We start from the raw sequence: 20,825 nt of genomic DNA on the forward strand, positions 1-20,825 counted from the left end.
TTACATGGAACAAATATTTACAAACTTTACATTAAACGATGTTCAACAACTTGCCGCACTTGGTTTGGCGGGGTTTGTGTTGGCATTAATATTTACTCCTATCTACACCAATATTGCCTTTAAAGAAAAGTGGTGGAAACGACCGCGTCAAGACGCAATGACCGGTGAAAAAGCCGTAGAATTCAACAAATTGCACAAGGCAAAACACAAACGTCATATTCCAACCATGGCCGGCCTTATATTTGTTTTTGCTACTGTGATCATCACCATACTGTTTAATCTAGATAGAGCCCAAACACTTCTACCGCTAACTGCTTTGCTCGGCGCTGCATGGGTAGGCTTGTTAGATGACATCATTAATCTACGTGGCTCAAAAGGAGTCGCTGGATTAACCTCCAAGGTAAAATTTGCACTTATTAGCTTGGTTGCGCTTGTTGGTGGGGCCTATTTTCACTACAAGCTTGGCTATGACGCAATCTCAATTCCGTTTTTTGAAAGTAGCTTAACCATTGGCGGAATAGGAATTATCTTGTTGTTTACTTTGGTGGTGGTTTCAACCGCCAATGCAGTAAATATTTCTGACGGACTCGACGGGTTGTCGGGCGGATTACTAACCAGCGCCTTTGCTACCTATACAGCGATAGCCTTGTTACAGGGAAATATTGGCATAGCTGGATTCTGCGCTACGATTGTCGGAACACTTCAGGCCTACACGTGGTTCAATATCTATCCAGCGCGGTTCTTTATGGGCGACGTCGGATCGTTCAGTCTCGGAGCGGCCCTTGGAGTGGTCGCAATGCTAACAGGAACAGTGGTGCTATTACCGATTATTGCTGGAGTTTTTGTGCTTGAGGCAGGTTCATCACTTATTCAGGTACTTTCAAAAAGATACTTGGGGCGAAAGATCTTTAAAGTCGCACCGCTTCATCACCATTTCGAGGCGCTTGGCTGGCCCGAAACTAAAGTCACTATGCGCTTTTGGGTGGTTGGACAAGTATTTGGTCTTATGGGTCTTGTTATCGGATTGGTGGGAGGAGTCTTGTGATTCGAAGTCGGACAGCACGACGACAGGGTCAACGAGATTACGGGTTAATTGGAATCACTGGCCTGCTTATTCTAGTCGGCATTGTGGTTATCTACACTATTAGCCCAATTCTTAATTACGGGGCATTCGGCGAGGTTGGCGCCAACTATTTTTTGTACCGCCACTTGTTTAATTTATTACTTGGTGCGGTGGCGTTTTTCGTAGCCTCACGAATTCCACTTAAAACCTGGAAAGAACTTTTGCCAATTTTACTTGGAGCCTCGGTAGTAGCGAGCATACTACTGTTAATTCCTGCAACTGCTGTAACTATAAATGGGGCAACACGGTGGATTAGTTTGGCGGGTATTACCTTTCAGCCTTCAGAATTGATTAAGCTAACTGCGGTGATATATACAGCTTTTTGGCTAGGTGGTAAAACCAAACAAGAACTCAATAACCCTAGTCTTACCTTGTGGCCGTTGATGGTGCTCATCGGTGTGCTTGGGATTTTTATTGTCATTATTCAAAAAGACCTTGGAACAATGATTGTGCTTACGGCCATCTTGCTTGGAATGATGTATTTTAGCGGCATGCAACTGCGATATATCGGTTTTGCGGTGGCGCTTTTAGGGCTGCTTGGCGCACTTTCGGTAGCAATTGCACCACACCGAATTGCTCGGCTTACAACGTTTTTAAACGCGTCTGAGGATATACAGGGGGCGGGCTATCATATTGACCAAGCTCTAACCGCTATCGGTTCTGGTGGGGTGTTTGGGGTTGGACTTGGTCGCAGCATTCAAGTGTACGGCTTTTTACCCGAGGCAGAGAACGATTCGGTTTTTGCGATCCACAGTGAGATATTTGGTTTTGTAGGAGCCGTTGTGTTGTTGGTCGCCTTTGGTGTGCTACTGACTAAACTATTACGGATTTCGGAGCATCAAAAAACTCAGCCAGGCCGGCTGCTTGCTGCAGGATTGTTTTTTTGGCTTGGCGCCCATGTGTTTATTAATGTTGGCGCTATGTTGTCGGTACTGCCATTGACTGGACTAACATTGCCTTTTTTAAGTTACGGTGGCAGTAGTCTACTGATGATGATGACTGGTCTAGGAATTGCTTTTGGCCTTTCAGCACAAACGACAAGCCGGTCAGGCTTACGGAGCAGAGCATGACCGCAAACAAACGAGTCAAAGTATTGTTAACTGGGGGTGGTTCGGGCGGTCACACCACGCCACTGGTGGCGGTTGGCAAAGCCTTAGAGTCTATGAAGAATATCGATATTGTGGCAATTGGAGAAAAATCCATTCCCGCCCAACCAATCGGAGACTATAAAACCTATTATATTTCGGCTGGAAAATTTAGACGCTATAACGCGTTGGGGTGGCGACAGTATATTAATCCGCGGCTAGTTTACCAAAATCTTCGTGACTTATTTAAGGTTTGTATTGGCATTTTTGAATCAATGAAGATTCTGCGCAAAGTAAAACCAGACGTCATTTTTATAAAAGGAGGCTATGTGAGTTTACCGGTTGGTTTGGCTGCCCGGTTGCTAAATATACGCTATGTCACGCATGATTCTGATCTGTTGCCAGGCTTAACTAATAGAATTCTATCAAAAGGAGCGCACTATAATTTGGTAGGTTTTCCAATAGAAAATTATTCCTATGACAAGTCCAAAACCATTCAAGTTGGCGTGCCAATTCGAGAGGTCTTTCGGGCAACTTCCAAGGCAAGTGCTCGCAAAAAACTAAAGATACCAAGTAACGCCAAACACATTATGATTATTGGTGGTAGCAACGGTGCCAAAATAATTAACGACGCCGTGCTGCGGGTGGCTGATAAATTATCTGGTCTAGCCTACGTCACGCATCAAGTCGGTGCTGTCCAAGAGCAAGAAATAGCAACCTCTATTAAATCGAAGAAAATTAAAAAGTATGCTGTATTCGGCTTTATGGACGCAAACTCCTATTCAGCCCACTTGGCTTCTGCTGACGTTGTTATATCTCGTGCTGGCGCCACGGCTGTGAGCGAACTAGCATACTTAAAAAAAGCCAGCATTATTGTTCCAAATCCTCTGTTAACAGGTGGGCATCAACTCAAAAACGCCAATGTTATTCAAAGTAATGACGCCTGTCGACTACTTCACGAAGCGACCATGTCGCACGACCCTAATTTACTCGTAGTATACTCTGATGAACTACTGGCGAATACGAAAGAAAGTGCGTGGCTAGGAAATAATCTTCACAAACTTTTTAAGCATGATGCGCAAAAACAGACAGCAAAAATATTGGTGGATTTAGCACATGAAACTGCGACCACAACGTAACCGTAGACGTAAACCAACACCCACCTCGCGGTCTCGTGGTGTCTATAAAGGGACGACTACAAATACTAGCCGCCAACAGGGAAGAGTAGTGCGCCGTAGTTCTTCTCGCGTCGAATCTACTATTGTGCAAAAAATGCTGTCGTACGGCGTTTTTATTGGACTAACCGCAGGAATATTGGTGTGGTTAGTCATGTTTTCAAGAGTTAACCACATTGAGTATGAAGGCCCCTTGGATGATGGATTGGTGCAAGAGATATCTAACGAATATTTTGAGCAAACATCTCGGTGGCGTTTTGCTTTTGATTCAGCGTCTTTTGAGCGATATTTGCGCCAGCGCGCACCATTTTTTACTAATGTAACAACCCACATAGGCATATTTAGCGACACGATGACCATCCGTGCTGATAATCTACCAACGCGGCTTCTATGGCAAAGTAATGGTGTTCAGTATGAGGTTAACCAACTCGGTTACATTAGCCAGTCAAAAGACCAGCTTGATGAACTGCCGATAGTGTTTGATGCCGCACGGCTAGAATATAGTGTAGGTCAAAAATTATTGCCTGAACGTGTGGTGGCTTTTATTAGTGAACTTACTGCAGTGGTAGCGAGTCAGTCTGATGTGAGCTATTTTGAAGGCATTAACTATGTTGCAGGTCAATCCACCGAGTCATTAACCCTGCAAACTAGTCAAAATGGTCCAAAATTTTTGGTATCTACCTCTATTGATCCTCAAGCTCAGATCGACAGTATCCTTGACTTATATTCCAAACTGTCCCAAGAGGGAAGAGCAGCTCCTAAGGAGTATGTTGATACTCGAGTAGCAGGGCGAGTTTTTTGGAAATAGCAGAAGCAGCAATAGTCTAATTGGTACATAAATAAATATACTTATCGTTGCTGTATGTAGGTAATTATCAATACTACTACTATCGCCCCATCAATGTTCGCTTTTTGTTCTTTGGAGAAATAGTCTGCTGTATTTTTTCTGCCTGTGTGTATTTTGTTCCGATACATATATTGAGACTTTGTTTTTAAAAATGACATAAACAGGGAAGAAAAGTATATAAAATACCAAAAACGAAAAAAAGCAAGGGTTGTTGTGGAAAAGTATGTGAAATACTATACAAAACAAGTTATTTCACGAAAATGCAAATATTGCAAAAAATACAATTTAGTATATAAAGATACAAAAATAGCAAATATGCAAATAGTTGTCAGTTTAACAGAGGTACACTAGGGTTAATTAGTAGAGGCGTTAGGACGCGTAGAAGCTCAATGCTGGCAATGGCACGAAAGTTGCGTGGGTTGATTGCTAAACCTTAAAAAGTCTTAAGAACAGCGTAGGTTGAGCGCCACTAAATAGCTGAAGTAGCACAAAGTCCCCCGTCACTCGTGATGTACGTGTCATAGGTGATACATATACTTAGTGTCGCAAAATATACATTGTGCGACGTAGCGTTTAATTCTGTTTTAGGTATGAATAGTCATCTTTCTTATGTTAATTTTTTGAGATTTATGTGCATGTGGCTGATTCGTGAATGTATCGATCAATCACTTCCCTTATTCGCCGCAGTACTTGCAGTAAGTAATTTCATTATGTGTTTGATTGTCGCTGTACATTATTTTTTATTGCGTAATGCAAAATGTTCGTTTTTTGATCACCTTAACGTAATCACTTCATTTTCGTTTAATGATCCATCATTGTTTTGCTGAGCATGTGCTTGTTGAGCTTGTTGTGGTCTGGGCCGTGATTGGTTGGGTTTTGGTTGCGGTTGCCGATTAGTGCGCTGATTGTTTCTACCCCGCTCTTTTCTATTTTCTCTTCGTACGCGCGTGTTCGCTTTTTGTTTGCTATCACGTTCGAGGGCTTGTTTTTGTATGTACTGCTCTACGATTTGTCGCGGCGAACCAAATACTTGCCGTGAATTTTCGATTATTACAGGGCTTAAGTCCTGCTCTGTTGGTGGGATATTTAAGGTACTGGCAGAAAAGGCCTTAGATTTTTCGCCATCTATAGACAATGCAGCTGTAAAGTAACGGTTAGTGGTGTTCACGAGGTCGTTTGCAGTAAAGTAGGGTTCAAAATATTTTTCGAGAATACGGCCATCCTCGGCGCCAACCCTAAAGGCTACAATACTACCAACGTTACCAAAAATAGCGTCTCGCACCTCTGGTATCATTTGATTAATGTATTGGTTGGCAACGGTTAGTTTTAAGCCGTATTTACGGGCTTCACTTAAGATCACTGAGAACGAATCGGTCGCAAAGTTCTGAAACTCATCCACGTATAGGTAGAATGGCCGTCGTTGGTCTTCGGGCATGTCTGCCCTGCTCATAGCGGCTAACTGAATCTTAGTCACCATTAACGCACCGAGTATGGCGGCGTTGTCTTCACCTACAAGACCACGCGAAAGGTTAACAATTAAGATTCCACCTTGGTCCATAACCTGACGAATATTAAAGCTCGACTGCGGTTGACCAACAATATTACGCACCATTGGATTGGCCACAAACGCTCCGACTTTGTTTAGAATTGGTGCCACCGCCTCTGTTTGAAAGCGTGGCTCCCAGCTATTAAATTCGGCAACCCAGAAGCTACGAACCACCGGATCTGTAATATGATCGATAACTTCGTCACGAAACCCTTTGTTGGTAAGCATGCGTGTAATGTCTAGCATGGTGGAGTTAGGGTAATCTAACAGAGCAAGAATGGTGTAGCGCAGAATATATTCTAAGCGTGGACCCCAAGAATCAAACATCCGTTTTAAAACTCCAACTAACTCGGAGCTAATGTGCCCTTTCAGCTTTGGATCAGTGACTTCCATAGGGTTGAATGCAAGTGGGTGTTCGGTGTCGGCAGGATTGAAATAGACAACCTGCTTGGCCCGCTCTTGTGGAATGTAGCGCAGCATATTTTGGGCATAGTCTCCATGCGGGTCAACCAATGCAAAGCCTTCGTGGTGATAAATGTCACTAAGGGTGAGCAAATTCAATAACCCAGATTTACCAGTGCCGGTTTGACCAATAATGTATAGATGTCGTGCGCGGTCTTTGCGGCGTAGGCCAAATTGCAGGTTGCTGCCCCTAAAGTTAGTTACACCAAATAGGCTTAGCTCTTCTTCTGAGGCGTTTGTAAGCGTCGGGAGCTGCGAAGGCGGTTCTGCAACGTTCGTCTTTGTCCAAACGATATTAGGCGTCTCTACGTTGGTGTGAGGCAAGTGCCAAATACTTGCCAGTTCCTCAGTGTTAAGAGTGAAACCTTTGCCTGCAAAGTAGCGGGCGCGGTATTCGCGGACTACACTTGCGTCAAAACTGGACTTTCTTTGCTTGAAGCCATTTAAGTTAGTGCTGTTAAATTGCTTAAACGTGCCAACTAGTGATTGCATGCGTATTTTGGCGGTGCTTTCGTTATCGCCTAAGTACACTATTCGAATTTTTACCTCATAGCCAAGCTTATTGCTCTTTTCTTCTATAGCCGATATTTGACTTCGTTCTCTCTCTGTTAAATCGACTCCGCTACTGGTTGAGCCGGTTGCTTCTGGCGGCTTGAATAAGGCACTAAAGATTTGCAAGAAATAGCCAAGTACGCCGGCCCCCACTCCCCTACTCTTTCCACGTTTAATATTAATAATCTCTTTGGCGCCTTTAGTGTGCCATGAATCATTTAGGGGTCGTGCCAGAATCTGCACCCATAGTTCTTCGTGTGCACTGTCCAGCTTCGACAAAGTCGCTGTAATAGCAGCTAGTGGATCAACCTCAAAATTTGGGAATGTCCTAATTGGCAGCGTGTCGCTAGCAATCATGCTAAGTTCGGCAGAGTGAGCCACTGTTTGGTTAAATTCGCGATTTGAGTAGTCATCGACAGCTTCAGATATTTGCACGTCTGGGTATTGAGCATAGATTTGACCTTCAACAAAACTTTGCAGGTGCTTTGGCGTCCATACGTAGAATTTAATCTGCTGTCCGATTGTCACAATCTCAAAACTTATGTGCTCTTGAATTGCTCCTTCACGCAAGATTTCTTTACGGGGACGCAAAATACCATGCAAGCTGGCGAATAGTTGCTCTGCAGACAGTTCGCGTTTTTCGTTATTGCGAGGAATTTCAAGAATAAGCAACTGGTAATCGGTTTTAAGGGCGAATTTTGTGCGTCGCCAGTTTTGCCACGCTAAATAGCCCAGCACACCGGCAAGCGGTAACCATATCCATACAGTAGTCACTACAAGTTCAACCAAAGAGAATATAAACTGGACCACCCCGAAATTTGTCATAACACTAGTGTACTACGATGCTTACGCCTAACAAATTTTATGATTGGCATATCTGATTCACTAGGTCATTTGCGATACCGCGAAGCGCCAATATGGCTGCTGCAGACAGCTGCTCGCCGCAGGGCCCCTTGCCAGAAGATATTCTATCGACAATGCGTTCCAGTCGATGTTCGATTTCCTCGTGGCTACTGAGGTTGATTTCGTCATTGCTGGTTGCTTGAATCCTAGTGCCCTCAACTACTTCGCTACGTAAACTCTCTGGTACATACGTGTGGCTTGCGGTGGTCGAGCATTGGATTTTCATAGGTGTACCTCGGACAATCATCGGCCCATCTAGGCAGTATTGGACAGCTGTATCTGCAACGCCAACCGAGCGTATGATCTCGTCTTGCTTTTGTCTTGTCTCGGAGTATGTTTGGATTATTACAGTAGAAACTGGCGCGTCTGGATTGTCGCTGAGTATTTCCTGCTTTGTATCAGCTATCTCATCCTCAAGTCTATCTATTCTTGATCGACAAGTAGACACAACCGGGCAGTATCGTGCACAGTTGTTTTTTGCTGAGACTTCTCCCATTAATAGGACTATTCTTTATCAGCTAAGTCGTAGGTAGCTTTTTCTACTCGCTTAAACTGTGGTTTGCTCTGTAGGTTTAGCAGGATAGTTGTTTCTTTAACTTGGCGTTGTTTTAGTACTCGCTTAACAATTTCATCACGGTGCAGTGGACCACCCTCTTTTTTAAGAATACTTACAATCATGTCGGCCACTGTTCCTTTGCTGTAGCCCCATTCTTTAAGGGCGTAAATTCCCCGACCAATCAATACAAAACGGGCATCTTTGATTAACTCATTATGGATTGCTTGGGTTGTTACGTCGCTTCGTCGTAGGTCAGATTCTTGAATAGCGCTTGCAATGTCGCTAAAGTGCATAGGTTCTTTGTTTTCGCTCAACACAACATAAATTTTGTCACGAATGTTTTTTGGGTTAACTGTTGGCCACTTTTTGAGCCCCCAGTTACTCTTAAGACTAGCTAGTTTTTTAGACAGAGTTGCCATAGCGTGGGTGTGGGTGTGGTGCTCGTGGTCAGTGCTTTCGTGGATTTTTTCGATTGTATGTGGTTCGCCAATGTCTTTAATAGTTTTAACGAGATTTTTCACACGGTCTTTAACGGCTTTTTCATCGTGGTGCTCTTTTATTGCCACACCGTGATAGTAGTCGTTATTTTCGTTTATAACTGCTAGTTTTGGCGAAAGGCTTGATAAAAAGTGCACATGTGCGTGAGCTCGATCGTCAACTTCACTACTAACCTTAGGGGTAAGGTGTTCAATTCGAGCTGCTCGTCCCATTTCCTCGAGGTGACGAATAAAATTCTGTTCAATTTCTGGCAGGTGTGGCAATTGGTTCGACATAGACTTAAGTTTTTGAATTACAGATTTTTCAAGTTGGCGAACTCGTTCACGAGTAATACCTAATAGGTCGCCGATTTGCTCAAGAGTTTCACGACGGTCGTACAGCCCAAAACGACGACTAATGATTTCTCGCTCACGTTCTTTGTCGATTGTGTTCAAGATATTTTTAGCCGCCTCCTGAATAGTTATAGTTGGTTCAAGAGTGTCTGTTGCCATAATTTACCTAGTCTATTTTATAATTATTTTGTAAATGTGTCAATCAAGTCTTGTGATTTAAAAAATTATAGCAGCAACTAGAAAATTAACCAACAATGTTGGATGAGTAATTAACAACATTACTTTATTTTATAACTGTAAAATATGTGTAAAAGCTACGTTTACTTAGTCTTTTTCTTTTTAGTGTTTTTTGCCTTCTTTTTTGGACCAGCCTTTTTGCGAGCTTCTAGTAGTTCTTTGGCTTTTTCTAAATCAATGTCCGATGGCTCAACGTCTTTAGGTACCTTTGCATTTGTTTTGCCGTCGGTAATGTACGGACCAAAACGACCATCTTTAATTTGTATGCCGTTTTTAAAGTCTTTTATAAGCTGTTTAGCGAGCTTTTCTTTATGAGCTGCAATTAATTCATTTGCGGTTGTCTCGTCGATTGTGAACGGGTCATAGTCTTTAATATTTACGTAGGTAGAGCCGTACTTAACATACGGGCCAAACCGACCTTTGTTTGCAATAATTTCTTCGCCATCGGCTGTTTTTCCAACAGTTCTTGGTAGGTCAAAGCCCTTTAAGGCTTGCTCGAGCGTGACAGTTTCAAGATTTGCACCATCTGGTAGCGGTGCAAACTTTGGTTTTTCTTCGTCTTCAGCTTCACCAATTTGTACCATCGGACCATATCGGCCTAATCGAGCAATAACTGGCTTACCGCTCTTAGGGTCGGTGCCGAGCGTCCGCGCCTGTGAGGCTTCTTTACGGCTGACATCGGCAGCTTTTTCGACGTCATCATGAAACCCTTTGTAGAAGTTTTTCAGTACAGACTTCCACTGGGCTTTACCTTCGGCTATTTCGTCGAATTCTGCTTCGAGTTTGGCGGTAAAGTCATAGTCCACCACATCGTCGATGTGCTTGGTTAAAAAGTCAGTAACAATAGTTGCTATTGTTGTCGGCACAAGCTTGTTTTTGTCACCGCCAACTTCTTTTTTAGCCGTTTCAAGCGATACAGTTTTATCAGCAAGCTTTAGTACTGATATTTCGGTCTCCTCACCTATAACATCGCGCTTTTCGACGTATTTTCGGTCTTGGATGGTGCTAATTGTCGGAGCGTAGGTAGTTGGTCGGCCAATGCCGCGCTCTTCCAACGCTTTAATTAAACTGGCTTCGGTGTAGCGAGCAGGACCACGGCTAAGGGTTTCAGTGCTTTCAGCTGTTACAAGATCAACGGCTTGGCCTTCTGTTAAGTCTGGTAGTAGAGAGTCGTCTTTGCGGCGACTTTGTACTGCTAGAAAGCCAGGGAATGTCACGACTTCGCCTTTTGCAATAAAATCTGGTGCCACATTAGCGGCTCCAAGTACAAGTGTAGTTTTTTCAGTAGCGGCTGGCGCCATTTGGCTGGCAAGTGCGCGCTCGCGAATAAGTTGGTAGAGCTTGCGTTCGCGTTCGTCTTTGCCTGCTGAGGTAGCGGCTAAATTAGTGGGCCTAATTGCTTCGTGAGCTTCTTGAGCGCCTTTGGACTTGGTCTTAAAGGTGCGGCGGTGATGATAGTTGCTGCCAAATTCACTGGTAATAATCTTTTCAGCTTGCGTTAAGGCTTGATCACTTAGATTTAGTGAATCTGTACGCATGTAGGTGATATGACCAGCTTCGTAGAGGCCTTGAGCGAGTCGCATTGTTTGTCGTGGGCTGAAACCAATCAGACTACTGGCAGTTTGCTGCAGGCTCGATGTGGTAAACGGCGGACTCGGGTTGCGTTTGCCGGGCTTTTTTTCAACTGATTGTACGGTGTAGTCGGACTGAGCAGCGGTTTCTAGAAATATCTTTGCTTCTTCTTTTGACGCAAAGTCTTTAGTTTTCGCTTGAATCTCTTCCCCGTCAGCCGCAAATACAGCAGATGTTTTGAAACTGGTTTCTGGTTCGTGAGCTTGAATTTCGCGCTCGCGTTCTACAACCAACCGCACGGCAACTGACTGGACTCGACCCGCACTTAAACCGGGCTGGACTTTACGCCACAGTAGCGGTGAAAGCTCGTAGCCTACTACCCTGTCAAGAACTCGCCGAGCTTGTTGGGCGTCGACGCGGTGGTAGTCGATATCACGCGGGTTTTTAATGGCGGTTTCAATTGCCGGCTTAGTGATTTCGTGGAACGTGATTCGTTTAGTGCTGGCGTCTTTAAGCTTTAAAGCCTCTTTTAAGTGCCAGGCAATCGCCTCTCCTTCACGGTCTTCATCGCTGGCGAGCCATACGGTTTCTGCCTCTTTTACGGCTTTTTTAAGCGCACTGACAGTTTTTTTCTTATCAGCATTAACTTCATAGGTTGGTTCAAAATCATTTTCGATATCAACAGACATGCCCTTTTTTGGTAAATCACGAATATGCCCAAAGCTGGACAATACTTTGTAATCTTTACCGAGATATTTCTCGATAGTTTTAGCCTTGGCTGGTGATTCTACTATAACGAGGTTCTTTGACATCGAGGCTCACTCTACGTTTTAAGCTTACGTATTGTCAAGTAAAGTACCCGTAAACAAGCACAAGCGTCAAATTTGATTTAGTCATTGATAACTGATCTAGGATAACTTTATAGTAGGTGCACATATGGATTACAACAGCGATTATTTACGCAGATCCTGCACGGATCTTTTTGAAGGCCTTATTTTTGGCGATGAGGTAATGGTGTCTAGTAATAGCAATGCTTTAGTGGACGCTGGACTCCCTTTGGCGGAATATACCGGCATAGAAGAAGAATCCTTTGATGAAGACCATTTTCGGTTTGCTATTTTGTGTGCGGCATCAAGCAAATTAATTTCAGACTGGTCGTATTTTAGATTTGTTGCGAATAGTCAGGGCTTTTCTGACGACTGGTTACGGTTTTTAAAGCGGCCGGAACATTACTTAGTAGATAATACCGATTTAGACGACAAACAGATTCAAGAAATTACAGACTATATTAAAGATACCTTCCGTGAACAGTTCCCCGATCAGCATAATCGGTCGATCGAAGCTCTAAAGCGCTTTGGTCGTTCAATATCAAGTATTTTTGAGAAAACTAGCGCCGAATAGCCCACTGATTGTTACCGAGCGGTCGAATATGACCTTCGATTTCTAGCATGGTAAGTGCTTGCTGAAAGACAGCGGTTTCTAGGTTAGCCCGTTGCTGTAGTTCATGCGCGTCGTGGCTCACCCCGTCTTTAATTAACTGGTATATGACCGTTTGCGTGTCATCTGTGAAAATTGGCAAGCGAATGTCTTCGGTCGGATCGCTATGGTCAAGGTTTAAAACCTCCAGAATATCTATCGCTTTTGTAACTGGATGTGCGCCAGCCTTAATGAGCTGATTTGTTCCGTAGCTCAGTGGTGCCGTTATCGACCCGGGCACAGCAAATACTTCTTTTCCTTGCTCTAGAGCATGACGAGCGGTGTTTAATGAGCCGCTCCGTTGGGCGGCTTCCACAACGACCACAGCTCGGCTTAATCCAGAAATAATACGGTTTCGTTCTAGAAACTGATGACCTAAATGTGGTGTGCCATTGCTATATTCGCTTACTAAAGCGCCTCCAGAAGTGACTATTGTGATTGCTAACTGGCGATGAGCAGGTGGTGAAATAATATCCACACCGCCACCAAGCACCGCTACGGTGTAGCCATTGCTTTCTAGGGCGATTTTGTGCGCCCATGAGTCTATGCCAAAGGCAAGACCACTAACAATGCCTACACCGTGACGCACAAGTTCTTTCGTAATAAGTTCTGTTGCTTGTTTACCGTAATTTGTAGCCTTCCTGCTACCAACAACAGCAACTAATGGCATTTTTGATTTTAAATTGCCGTGTACATACAGTTTGCTAACAGGCTGTGGAATATGTTTGAGGCTGCTCGGAAAGCTTTCTGAGTTGGCTGAAATTGAAGTTATTGTGCTCATGGTTTACTTATTTAAGAAAGACTATTGACAATTTGTAAAACAAATGTTAAATTTTATTGCGTGAGTAGTTAAATCTACTTTGTACATATTCAACAACAGATGTTAGGTTACCTACGCTCAATTAAGTTTCTACCCTCCACTTGATTGAAAAAATCGTAGGTATCCTAATGCCCTTGATTATACCTCACTGAGACTCCGGATATTTGAAATGGTGGTCCAAAATCCACAACTTGAGGTGTTATGAGCAGACATAAGCCTGTTCGTAATACCTCAAGGGTGGGAGGAATAATCGAGGGTTGTAATGAGCCAAGCGGTGCCCACCCCCGCTTGGCTCTTTTTGTTTAAGGGGGATGTGAATCTTCACCCTTAGCTCAAGCTAAAGCTTTCGGATCCCCCACCCGAGTTGATGAATTTTATTCGAAGTGAATTCAAATAAAATTCACGCTTTATAATAGTTCTTTTATATGACTTACAGATTCTTGAATGATTTTTTGCAAATTTTGCTTTTCGTTTTCATTAAAATTCGCTAGCACAAAGTCTGCTGGCACTGGTATTTCTCGCTGTTTTTGGTCTATGCCGACGCGGACACGCCTATATTCTGGACCAATATGTTGAGTAACACTGGCAAGCCCGTTGTGAGAACCGTCACGGCCGCCATGTTTAACTTTTACGTCGCCAAACTGTATATCTAGCTCGTCGTGCACAACTATTAGGTCTTCAGGCGCCACTTTAAAGAAATCCATCAATGCTCGGGCGGCTTTGCCCGACTCGTTCATCATGGTTGTAGGTTTGGCTATAACAACTTCTGCCCCATCAAGTTCGCCCTTGGCCATGACGCAAAACAATTTAAACTTGTCTTTGTATTGGGCTTTCATTTCAAAAGCTAAAGCGTCGATGACCTTGAAGCCAACATTGTGGCGCGTGTTTACATATTGTCTGCCAACGTTGCCGAGGCCAATAATTATTTTCATGAGCTCATAATACCTTGGATTGCCGAGCACAGTTCATCTCGTTTTAGTGAAAAGTTATGGTTATCGTCGAGTATTTGCAAATTTGTAGTCTCTGAACTCAGGAATATATTGTCTGCCAATACCTCATCATTCTTTGCGGCAATGACATGCATCTGAGGGCTATCACTAACCCCCAGAATTGTTTTCTTAGGAGTTTTGTTTTTGAGCTCTCTCCAAAATTCGGCAGGAATAGTAGTAATAGTGCCATTACTGCGTGGGATTTTCATTTCGCTGCTAACGTCAAATTCCGGAACCCGGCTCTTAAAGGCATCTTGTAGGGTTTGATGCAAGTCCTCTGCTGCTGGGGCGAGGAATATTATCTTTTTAGCACCCTGCAATAATTGCTGATTCTCTGCCGCCAGTAAACATCCCATAGAGTGCGCGATGACTGAATATTTATTAGTTTTGTGCTCTTCAAACACTGCTTGTATGCGCTCGGCTTGAGTAGCAAGTGTGTTTAGCGTTAAGCCTTGCGCTCCTTCTACATTCAGGTCAAATAAAACATTCTTAAATGCAGGTAGCGACTTAGCAACATCTCTTAATAAATCGCCGCCATCGTAACGATTCTCACCAAAACCATGAATATAAAAAATTGCGTGATTAGAGTTATTGTCTCCAATAATTTCGGTTATCACTTCCCTATCTTCCATCTTCCAGCTACCAACTCCTCTATCCTATCTTCTATTTATCCATCTCTCTATCTTTATCATTCTTAAGCCAAATCTTAAGCGGTACGCCACTTAGATTCCAGTTTTCACGAATAGCTTTTTCGACATAGCGTTTGTAGCTCCAGTGCAGCACTTTCGCGTTTTTGCCGTGGATTGTTACTTCTTGCGGTTTTACGCTGGTTTGAACGGCGTATTTAAGCTTAGGGTAAATTTTTCTGCCAGCTGGTCCTGCTGGTGGGTGATGCTGTACGACTTTTCGCAGTAGCTTATTAAGGTCTTTGGTTTCTAGTTTTTGATTCATACGCTCGTGCAGTTCTAGAACTTGCTCGAATATTGTATTTACGTTCTGCCCTGTCTCGGCGCTGGTAAACATTAATTGCGCCCACGGCACGTGCTGGTAGTTACGCCCTACCCAACCGCCGATATTGTTTTGGCTGTAGGCGTCTTTGTCTTCTAACGTGTCCCATTTACTAACAGTCAATATCAACCCTTTGCCGCTGTCAGCAATTATTCCAGCGAGCTTTTGGTCCATACTGACATTAAGTTCATTGACATCCATCAAAAGCATACAAATATCAGCCTCGTCGATAGCTGCCATGGTTCTAAGAACACTGAATTTCTCAATGCCTCTCTGAATCTTGCCTGGGCGACGAATCCCAGCTGTATCAAGGAGCCGAATTTCTTTACCTTTGTACTTCAGCTCGGTTCTATTCACGTCGCGGGTTGTTCCAGCGATGTTAGCGACAATTGCCTGTTGTTTTTTAGCGAGGGCATTAAATAGGTATGACTTACCAACGTTTGGGCGGCCGATTAAGGCAACGCTAATTGAGTCGGACACTTCTTGCTTGGCTCGTGGTAGTTTTTCAGTCAGTCGTTTTACTAGCTGGTCAAAACCAATTCCGTGGATGGCCGACACTGCAAACAAGTCTTTTATGCCAGTTTTATTAAATTCATTAAAGTCAATTTTTTTACCGCGATCAGCTTTGTTTATAAGCATTATAACGGGGGTGTTAGATTTAAGTGCGGTCTTGGCAACTCGGCGATCTTCATCTGTTAAAATCGTCGTCCCGTCGACAGTCATTAAAATTAAATCTGCGGCCTGAGTAGCTTCCTCAATTTGCTCTTGAATAGAAGCCTCAAACTCGTCCTCTGCTGGCTTTAAGCCTGCAGTATCGACTAAGCGAATGGTATGGCTATCAGTTAGCTTTACGCGGGCTGTGACGCTGTCTCGCGTTGTGCCTGCTTCGTCGGCGACAATGGCCTGCTTGTAGCCAACCAAGCGATTAAAAATGCTGGACTTACCAACATTTGCACGGCCAATAATAGCGACTATAGGAATTTTACTCATAACAGATGATAGTATAGCTTGTTACATCTGTTATTGCTACGCTCTCATTATAATTAGGGGTTCAACCCATAACTCAACCCTTAATTTAGGTATGCAAACTATCGTTTGCGAATTAATGTTCCATTTGTACAGACAAACGGAACCCGAAACTGCTGGGCGGACAGCTAACCCACTCTGAGATCTTCCTGATGAAGAGCGTAAAAATAACAATTGCCCGGAGGGCGAGGACCACGAAAGCGAAAGCTTGAAGCTTTCTCCCGCAGCCAATTGTTATTTATACAACCGAATCATAAAGAAGGGTGAATGTGGTCGTTTTTTGGCTTTACCGTTTTGACGAGACAAAATGGTAATAAGTTTTGGTAAGCGACAGCTTACATCTAACCGCTCAAATACTCATAAACCATCTAATTAGCAACTATTAATGAATTATCATTTATTAACTTCTTTGTAGTTTCTTTCTTCGATTCCTTCTAAATCATAATTTCCGTGCTGAGTTCTTTTTAAATCTAAAACCTCATATCCCGTGTGAGCGAAGGTTCGGCGGATTTGGCGGTTTTTTCCTTGGCGCATTTCAATTGTCCACTTTTTGCCAGAGCCGGAAAGTCCGAGTTTACTTATACCATCCTTTAGATTTATACCATCTATGATTTTTTTCTGATCATCTTCGGACAGTGCTTTATGGAGTTCTACTTCATACACACGTTTTATCTCATATTTGGGATGTGTTAATTGTTGTAGCCATTGACCATCATTCGTTAGCAGTACAAGCCCATGAGAATCTACGTCTAATCGACCGACATAATTTAGGTTTTGTAGTTCTTTTGGAAGCAATTGGTACATACTTGGGTTTTTACCTTCTGGATTTTTGCTACATTCATAGCCAACGGGCTTATTAAATGCAAAGTATTTTAAAGTCACCGGGGCTAATACTTCCCCATCAATCTTAATTTCATCTTTTTTATCAACCTTAGCGCCCAACATAGCCACAGCACCGTTAATTTGAACGCGCCCAGCCTTAATAAGTTCACTGGCCTTACGGCGTGAATATTGGCTTCGTTCTGCTACGGCGGCATTAAGGGATTGCATGAACTAATAGTAGAAGGTGAAAGGTAAAAAGTACAAAGTAATGGCTAAATTAATAATATTCTAAGAGAATACTATGTTCGTCTATCTGTCATCTTCTATATTCTGACTACTAACTTATAGCGCTATATCGTGTGGGTTTACGTCGTCAGATGCAGCTGTTTCCTGCTGCTGATTTGCGGCCTCTGGTGCTGGTGCTTGTTCACTAGGTGGTGCTTGTGGTTGCGGCTGAGAATCTGCTGGCGCTTGAGCTGCTGTTTCGGTTGGTGTTGCTTCAGGCACTGGAGGTGTAGCTGGATCTGCTACAGGCTGTGGCGCTGGCGCAGGAGCTGCTGGTGCTGGCTCTGGATGAGCGATATCAGTAGTGTCTGGTTCAATTTGTTCAGCTGGCTCTGGGGCAGGCTGTGGTTCTGGGGCTTGGGGAGTTGTTTGCTCTGGCTCTGCTGCGGGCGCAGGTTGAGCTGGCTCTGGGGCAGGTGTTGTAGGCTCAGTAGGTTGTGGGGCTTCCGTAGCGTCTTGCGCAGCTTGAATAAAGCCTTCAGCAGTGGTTTCTTGGCTGTCTTGTAGTGCCTGTTCGACGGCTTGTTCTGCGCTTTCAAGCGCTTCTGGAGCAGCTGTAGCATTATTTTCGGTTTGAGCTGGTTCTTCGGCTGCTCCCTCATTTTGTGAGCTAGAATCGGCTGGCTGGTCAAGGTCGGCTGCAGCGTCGCTAATTGTTTCTTGAGGAATATCGACATCGGCAACTGCCAAATTATCGAGTTGGGGGCTTGTTGTTTGCTCGCTTGCATTAGCAGCTTGTGGTTCCGGTTCAATGCTAGTTGTTGGCGGTTCGCTGTCCTGAACTTGATCGTCGTCCGCAGGAGTTGGCGTGACGATTACTGGAGCTGGAGGTACTTGTGTAGTTGGCTCTGGAACACTCGCTACAGGAGCTGGAGCTGGCTCGGGTGCAGGTGGTGGTGCAGGCGCAGGAGGCGTTGCAGGTTGTGGAGCTGGAGCACTCGTTGGTACAGGTGTAGGCGGTGTAGCAGGTTGCGGAGCCGCTGTTGGCTGAGTTGGAGGCGCTGGAGCAGGTGCAGGTGGTGGTGTTGCCACTTCTGCAGGAGCTGGTTGTGGGCTGGCTTGTGGTTCTGGTGGTGTGGCAGGTGCTGGAGCTTCAGCGACCGGTGGTGCGGCCGCAACTGGGACTTGATCGCTGGTGTCAGAAACTGGTAGATTTGGCAATTCAATATCAGCTTGTGGCTGAGCAACGTCGCTAGCCGATGGTGCAGCTGACTCATCGTTGCCTTTATCTGGTGCTGGACCTTGAGATAATAGTTCATTTACGTTACTTACGATGTCTGGAATAGTTACCTGTGATTTAACAAGGTATCTGTCAGCGCCAAGTCGTTCACCGCGCTCTTTGTCGCTTTGTTGACTTAGGGCTGTCATCATCATGATTCGGGCATTTTTTGCTTCTGGAGTTGAACGGAGAATATCAAGAACATCGAAGCCGCTGATTTTAGGCATCATGACGTCTAAAATAATTAGTTCTGGCTTTTCTTTTACGGCAACTGCGAGGGCTTCTTCACCATCGGCAGCAGCAACAACCTCGTGGCCTTCGGCTACGAGTGCGTCGGTATATATTTCTCTTAAATTATTGTCGTCTTCAACGACCATTACTTTTGACATCTTGCCCCTATTCTAACTCATAATACTTATGCTAACCACCCTTTTATAACCTGCCTTCTAACTCTAGTGGTTTAACCTGTCCTTCTTCTTGCTGTTTTAATTGAGCGGCTCTGTCGGCATCCAGTCGCGGTAAATTAATGTAGAATGTGCTGCCTTCGCCTAATTTACTTTCGACCCAAATTCTTCCTTTGTACATTTCAACAATATTCTTAGAAATAAACAAACCTAACCCAGTGCCGCCAATGGCACGCGTGTTAGAGTTGTCGACCCGGTAGAATTTTTGAAACAGGTGCTGAATGTCTTCTTCGGGTATGCCGTAGCCAGTGTCGCGGACGCTGATTTGAATATAGTCTGGCATGGCTCGTAAACCAACTGTCACGCTGCCGTCCTCGGTAAACTTAACGGCGTTGTTGATTAGGTTGGTAATAACTTCGCGAATCCGTTCCTCGTCTACATGAATGTACATCAACGGAACAATGGTGTTTTCTCCGTGTGAACCAGACGAGTCGCCGGCCACCGCGTAGTTAAGTTTTAGGCCTTTCTTTTCAACACTAAAGCGAGCGTCCTCGGTGAGTTGAGTAAGTAGTTGATGAATATCGATAACTTTGGGGTGGTTTTCTAGTCTGCCATCCTCGCTTTTTGCAGCGGCTAATAAGTCTTTAAATAACTGGCCTAGGTGCTCGGTTGATTCGTGAGCTTTTTCTAGGTAATTACGAGCTTTACTGTCGATTTTGGCTACTTTTTCGTTTAAGGCAAGGGCTAGGTAGCCCTCGATAGCTGCAACTGGGGTGCGCATTTCGTGGCTGGCGGTCGAAATAAACTCTGCTCGCTGTCGCTCAGCTTGGCGGGCCGCACTTACGTCCCTAAAGACTGCAACAACACCTTGTTTTACGTTGGCCGCACTAATTAACGACACCGACAGCGACAGTTCCACGGTTTTTTTACTTGCAGTCGTAAGGTTTATCGATTCATACTTTTGGCCACTTGACGAGTCTAAGGCCTTTACAATGGGGTGTTCATTGCGCGGTAGTTCGCTAAATTGCCCTTCCCCTGCTGGAGTGACAAATTTCAAGACACTGGTCACGTCTAGCCCCGTGGCGTCTTCTTGTTTCCAGCCAGTAATGTTGTGTGCAGCTGGGTTAAAAATAACTATTTGCCCAGCGTTATTAACCACAATCACTCCGTCGGCAATCGAGTTAATAACAATTTCAGACTTTAGTTGCTCGGCCTGCAGTTCGGTGTTGGCATGCTCTATGGTTTTACCGCCTACATGCTCCCAACTAAAGTACGAAATCATGGCCATAAGTAAATTAGCAGTTGAATATATGGCCGTTGCTGCGGTTGCGGTGCTGTTTTGCAATAATCCATCTGGAGCTGTCACTAAGTAGACCAAAATTACACCAAGCGTCACCAGCAGCGATTTTATGCCAAATGCGCCAGAGAAAAATATAAGCACCGACCATATAAACAGCCATACAGAGGTAATACCACCGCTAATATGGATTAATAGCAGGCTAGCCATGCCGCTAAGTACCAGTGTTACCAGCGACGAAAGCACAGGTTTTAGCTTTTTGCGCTCTAAAAAATACAACCCAAACGCTTGCACGCACACCACAGCAAAACCAGCTACTGCTACATTGGTGAGACCTAATACTTCTGTGGAGTCAACAATCCCAAAAACTTTAAAAACAACAAAACTAAGCGCAATTAGAAGCGCACCCACCCCTAATGCAAAATTTATTCGGCTATACCAGATGTCAGGAACTTTTTGCATGAATCATTTCCGTTGCTGTTTATTATGCTCGTGTTTGGCTTTTTTACCAAATACCAACAGCTCAAAATTGTTGATTTTTTAATCAAATTAGTGCATAATATATACGATTTTGAGACCCTGTCTCAAAAG

General features: G+C 44.2%; 16 protein-coding genes. 5 read left to right on the forward strand and 11 right to left on the reverse strand.

Annotated elements, in window-relative coordinates; translation table 11 throughout:
* The first annotated feature begins 4 nt into the window (after positions 1–4).
* From mraY to EYO12_00540, 4 genes are read left to right on the forward strand one after another with little or no spacing between them, the layout of a single operon-like run.
* Complete coding sequence (gene mraY, locus EYO12_00525; protein ID HIA91586.1) at positions 5–1,045, forward strand: phospho-N-acetylmuramoyl-pentapeptide-transferase; 1,041 nt, start codon at positions 5–7, stop codon at positions 1,043–1,045.
* Positions 979–2,193, forward strand: a complete 1,215-nt coding sequence (locus EYO12_00530; protein ID HIA91587.1) for a cell division protein FtsW — start codon at positions 979–981, stop codon at positions 2,191–2,193. Before mraY ends, EYO12_00530 begins: the two co-directional genes overlap by 67 nt.
* A complete protein-coding gene (locus EYO12_00535; protein ID HIA91588.1) occupies positions 2,190–3,347 on the forward strand; it encodes a hypothetical protein in 1,158 nt (385 codons plus the stop codon). The genes EYO12_00530 and EYO12_00535 overlap by 4 nt, the downstream gene beginning before the upstream one ends.
* Positions 3,325–4,191, forward strand: coding sequence for a hypothetical protein (locus tag EYO12_00540; protein HIA91589.1), 867 nt, complete (start codon positions 3,325–3,327; stop codon positions 4,189–4,191). Before EYO12_00535 ends, EYO12_00540 begins: the two co-directional genes overlap by 23 nt.
* Positions 4,192–5,002: 811 nt before the next feature.
* On the opposite strand, the gene EYO12_00545 is transcribed toward EYO12_00540, so the two are convergent.
* The 4 genes from EYO12_00545 to topA all read right to left on the reverse strand — a co-directional run bounded on the left by EYO12_00545 (position 5,003) and on the right by topA (position 11,700).
* On the reverse strand, positions 5,003–7,615 hold the full coding sequence (locus EYO12_00545) for a DUF87 domain-containing protein (GenBank protein ID HIA91590.1): 2,613 nt from the start codon (positions 7,613–7,615) through the stop codon (positions 5,003–5,005).
* A 37-nt stretch (positions 7,616–7,652) separates the two neighbouring features.
* Positions 7,653–8,189 (reverse strand): hypothetical protein, encoded by a 537-nt coding sequence (locus tag EYO12_00550; protein HIA91591.1) that lies wholly within the window; start codon positions 8,187–8,189, stop codon positions 7,653–7,655.
* Between the two features lie 8 nt (positions 8,190–8,197).
* Entirely contained in the window at positions 8,198–9,238 is a 1,041-nt protein-coding gene (locus EYO12_00555) for a hypothetical protein (GenBank protein ID HIA91592.1), read from the reverse strand.
* Between the two features lie 161 nt (positions 9,239–9,399).
* A complete protein-coding gene (gene topA / locus EYO12_00560) occupies positions 9,400–11,700 on the reverse strand; it encodes a type I DNA topoisomerase (protein HIA91593.1) in 2,301 nt (766 codons plus the stop codon).
* Between the two features lie 124 nt (positions 11,701–11,824).
* Here topA and EYO12_00565 point away from each other — a divergent pair, with 124 nt between their 5' ends.
* Positions 11,825–12,289: a hypothetical protein gene (locus tag EYO12_00565; GenBank protein HIA91594.1), complete on the forward strand. Its 465-nt coding sequence runs from the start codon at positions 11,825–11,827 to the stop codon at positions 12,287–12,289.
* Here the strand turns inward: EYO12_00565 and dprA are convergent.
* The 7 genes from dprA to EYO12_00600 form a co-directional block, all read right to left on the reverse strand.
* A complete protein-coding gene (dprA, locus tag EYO12_00570) occupies positions 12,276–13,145 on the reverse strand; it encodes a DNA-protecting protein DprA (GenBank protein HIA91595.1) in 870 nt (289 codons plus the stop codon). The genes EYO12_00565 and dprA overlap by 14 nt on opposite strands.
* A gap of 446 nt (positions 13,146–13,591) precedes the next feature.
* The gene (locus EYO12_00575) at positions 13,592–14,116 is read right to left on the reverse strand and encodes an aminoacyl-tRNA hydrolase (protein ID HIA91596.1); all 525 of its coding nucleotides are present in this window, start codon (positions 14,114–14,116) and stop codon (positions 13,592–13,594) included.
* Complete coding sequence (locus EYO12_00580; protein HIA91597.1) at positions 14,113–14,805, reverse strand: alpha/beta hydrolase; 693 nt, start codon at positions 14,803–14,805, stop codon at positions 14,113–14,115. The genes EYO12_00575 and EYO12_00580 overlap by 4 nt, the downstream gene beginning before the upstream one ends.
* Positions 14,806–14,836: 31 nt before the next feature.
* Complete coding sequence (der, locus tag EYO12_00585) at positions 14,837–16,171, reverse strand: ribosome biogenesis GTPase Der (protein HIA91598.1); 1,335 nt, start codon at positions 16,169–16,171, stop codon at positions 14,837–14,839.
* 429 nt (positions 16,172–16,600) lie between these two features.
* Complete coding sequence (locus EYO12_00590; GenBank protein ID HIA91599.1) at positions 16,601–17,257, reverse strand: rRNA pseudouridine synthase; 657 nt, start codon at positions 17,255–17,257, stop codon at positions 16,601–16,603.
* A gap of 114 nt (positions 17,258–17,371) precedes the next feature.
* The gene (locus EYO12_00595) at positions 17,372–18,922 is read right to left on the reverse strand and encodes a response regulator (GenBank protein ID HIA91600.1); all 1,551 of its coding nucleotides are present in this window, start codon (positions 18,920–18,922) and stop codon (positions 17,372–17,374) included.
* Positions 18,923–18,965: 43 nt separating this feature from the next.
* A complete protein-coding gene (locus EYO12_00600; GenBank protein HIA91601.1) occupies positions 18,966–20,696 on the reverse strand; it encodes a PAS domain S-box protein in 1,731 nt (576 codons plus the stop codon).
* Positions 20,697–20,825: the final 129 nt, after the last annotated feature.

It is taken from the genome of Candidatus Saccharibacteria bacterium, assembly GCA_012965045.1.
Lineage (GTDB): Bacteria > Patescibacteriota > Saccharimonadia > Saccharimonadales > DTSZ01 > DTSZ01.

Excerpts from the sequence above, each read along its gene's own strand:
- EYO12_00565 (HIA91594.1), top strand. The coding sequence starts at position 11,825 with ATGGATTACAACAGCGATTATTTACGCAGATCCTGCACGGATCTTTTT.
- topA (HIA91593.1), bottom strand. The coding sequence starts at position 11,700 with ATGTCAAAGAACCTCGTTATAGTAGAATCACCAGCCAAGGCTAAAACT.
- EYO12_00580 (HIA91597.1), bottom strand. The coding sequence starts at position 14,805 with ATGGAAGATAGGGAAGTGATAACCGAAATTATTGGAGACAATAACTCT.
- dprA (HIA91595.1), bottom strand. The coding sequence starts at position 13,145 with ATGAGCACAATAACTTCAATTTCAGCCAACTCAGAAAGCTTTCCGAGC.
- EYO12_00575 (HIA91596.1), bottom strand. The coding sequence starts at position 14,116 with ATGAAAATAATTATTGGCCTCGGCAACGTTGGCAGACAATATGTAAAC.
- EYO12_00535 (HIA91588.1), top strand. The coding sequence starts at position 2,190 with ATGACCGCAAACAAACGAGTCAAAGTATTGTTAACTGGGGGTGGTTCG.
- EYO12_00595 (HIA91600.1), bottom strand. The coding sequence starts at position 18,922 with ATGTCAAAAGTAATGGTCGTTGAAGACGACAATAATTTAAGAGAAATA.
- EYO12_00600 (HIA91601.1), bottom strand. The coding sequence starts at position 20,696 with ATGCAAAAAGTTCCTGACATCTGGTATAGCCGAATAAATTTTGCATTA.
- EYO12_00555 (HIA91592.1), bottom strand. The coding sequence starts at position 9,238 with ATGGCAACAGACACTCTTGAACCAACTATAACTATTCAGGAGGCGGCT.
- EYO12_00545 (HIA91590.1), bottom strand. The coding sequence starts at position 7,615 with ATGACAAATTTCGGGGTGGTCCAGTTTATATTCTCTTTGGTTGAACTT.
- der (HIA91598.1), bottom strand. The coding sequence starts at position 16,171 with ATGAGTAAAATTCCTATAGTCGCTATTATTGGCCGTGCAAATGTTGGT.
- EYO12_00590 (HIA91599.1), bottom strand. The coding sequence starts at position 17,257 with ATGCAATCCCTTAATGCCGCCGTAGCAGAACGAAGCCAATATTCACGC.
- mraY (HIA91586.1), top strand. The coding sequence starts at position 5 with ATGGAACAAATATTTACAAACTTTACATTAAACGATGTTCAACAACTT.
- EYO12_00540 (HIA91589.1), top strand. The coding sequence starts at position 3,325 with ATGAAACTGCGACCACAACGTAACCGTAGACGTAAACCAACACCCACC.
- EYO12_00550 (HIA91591.1), bottom strand. The coding sequence starts at position 8,189 with ATGGGAGAAGTCTCAGCAAAAAACAACTGTGCACGATACTGCCCGGTT.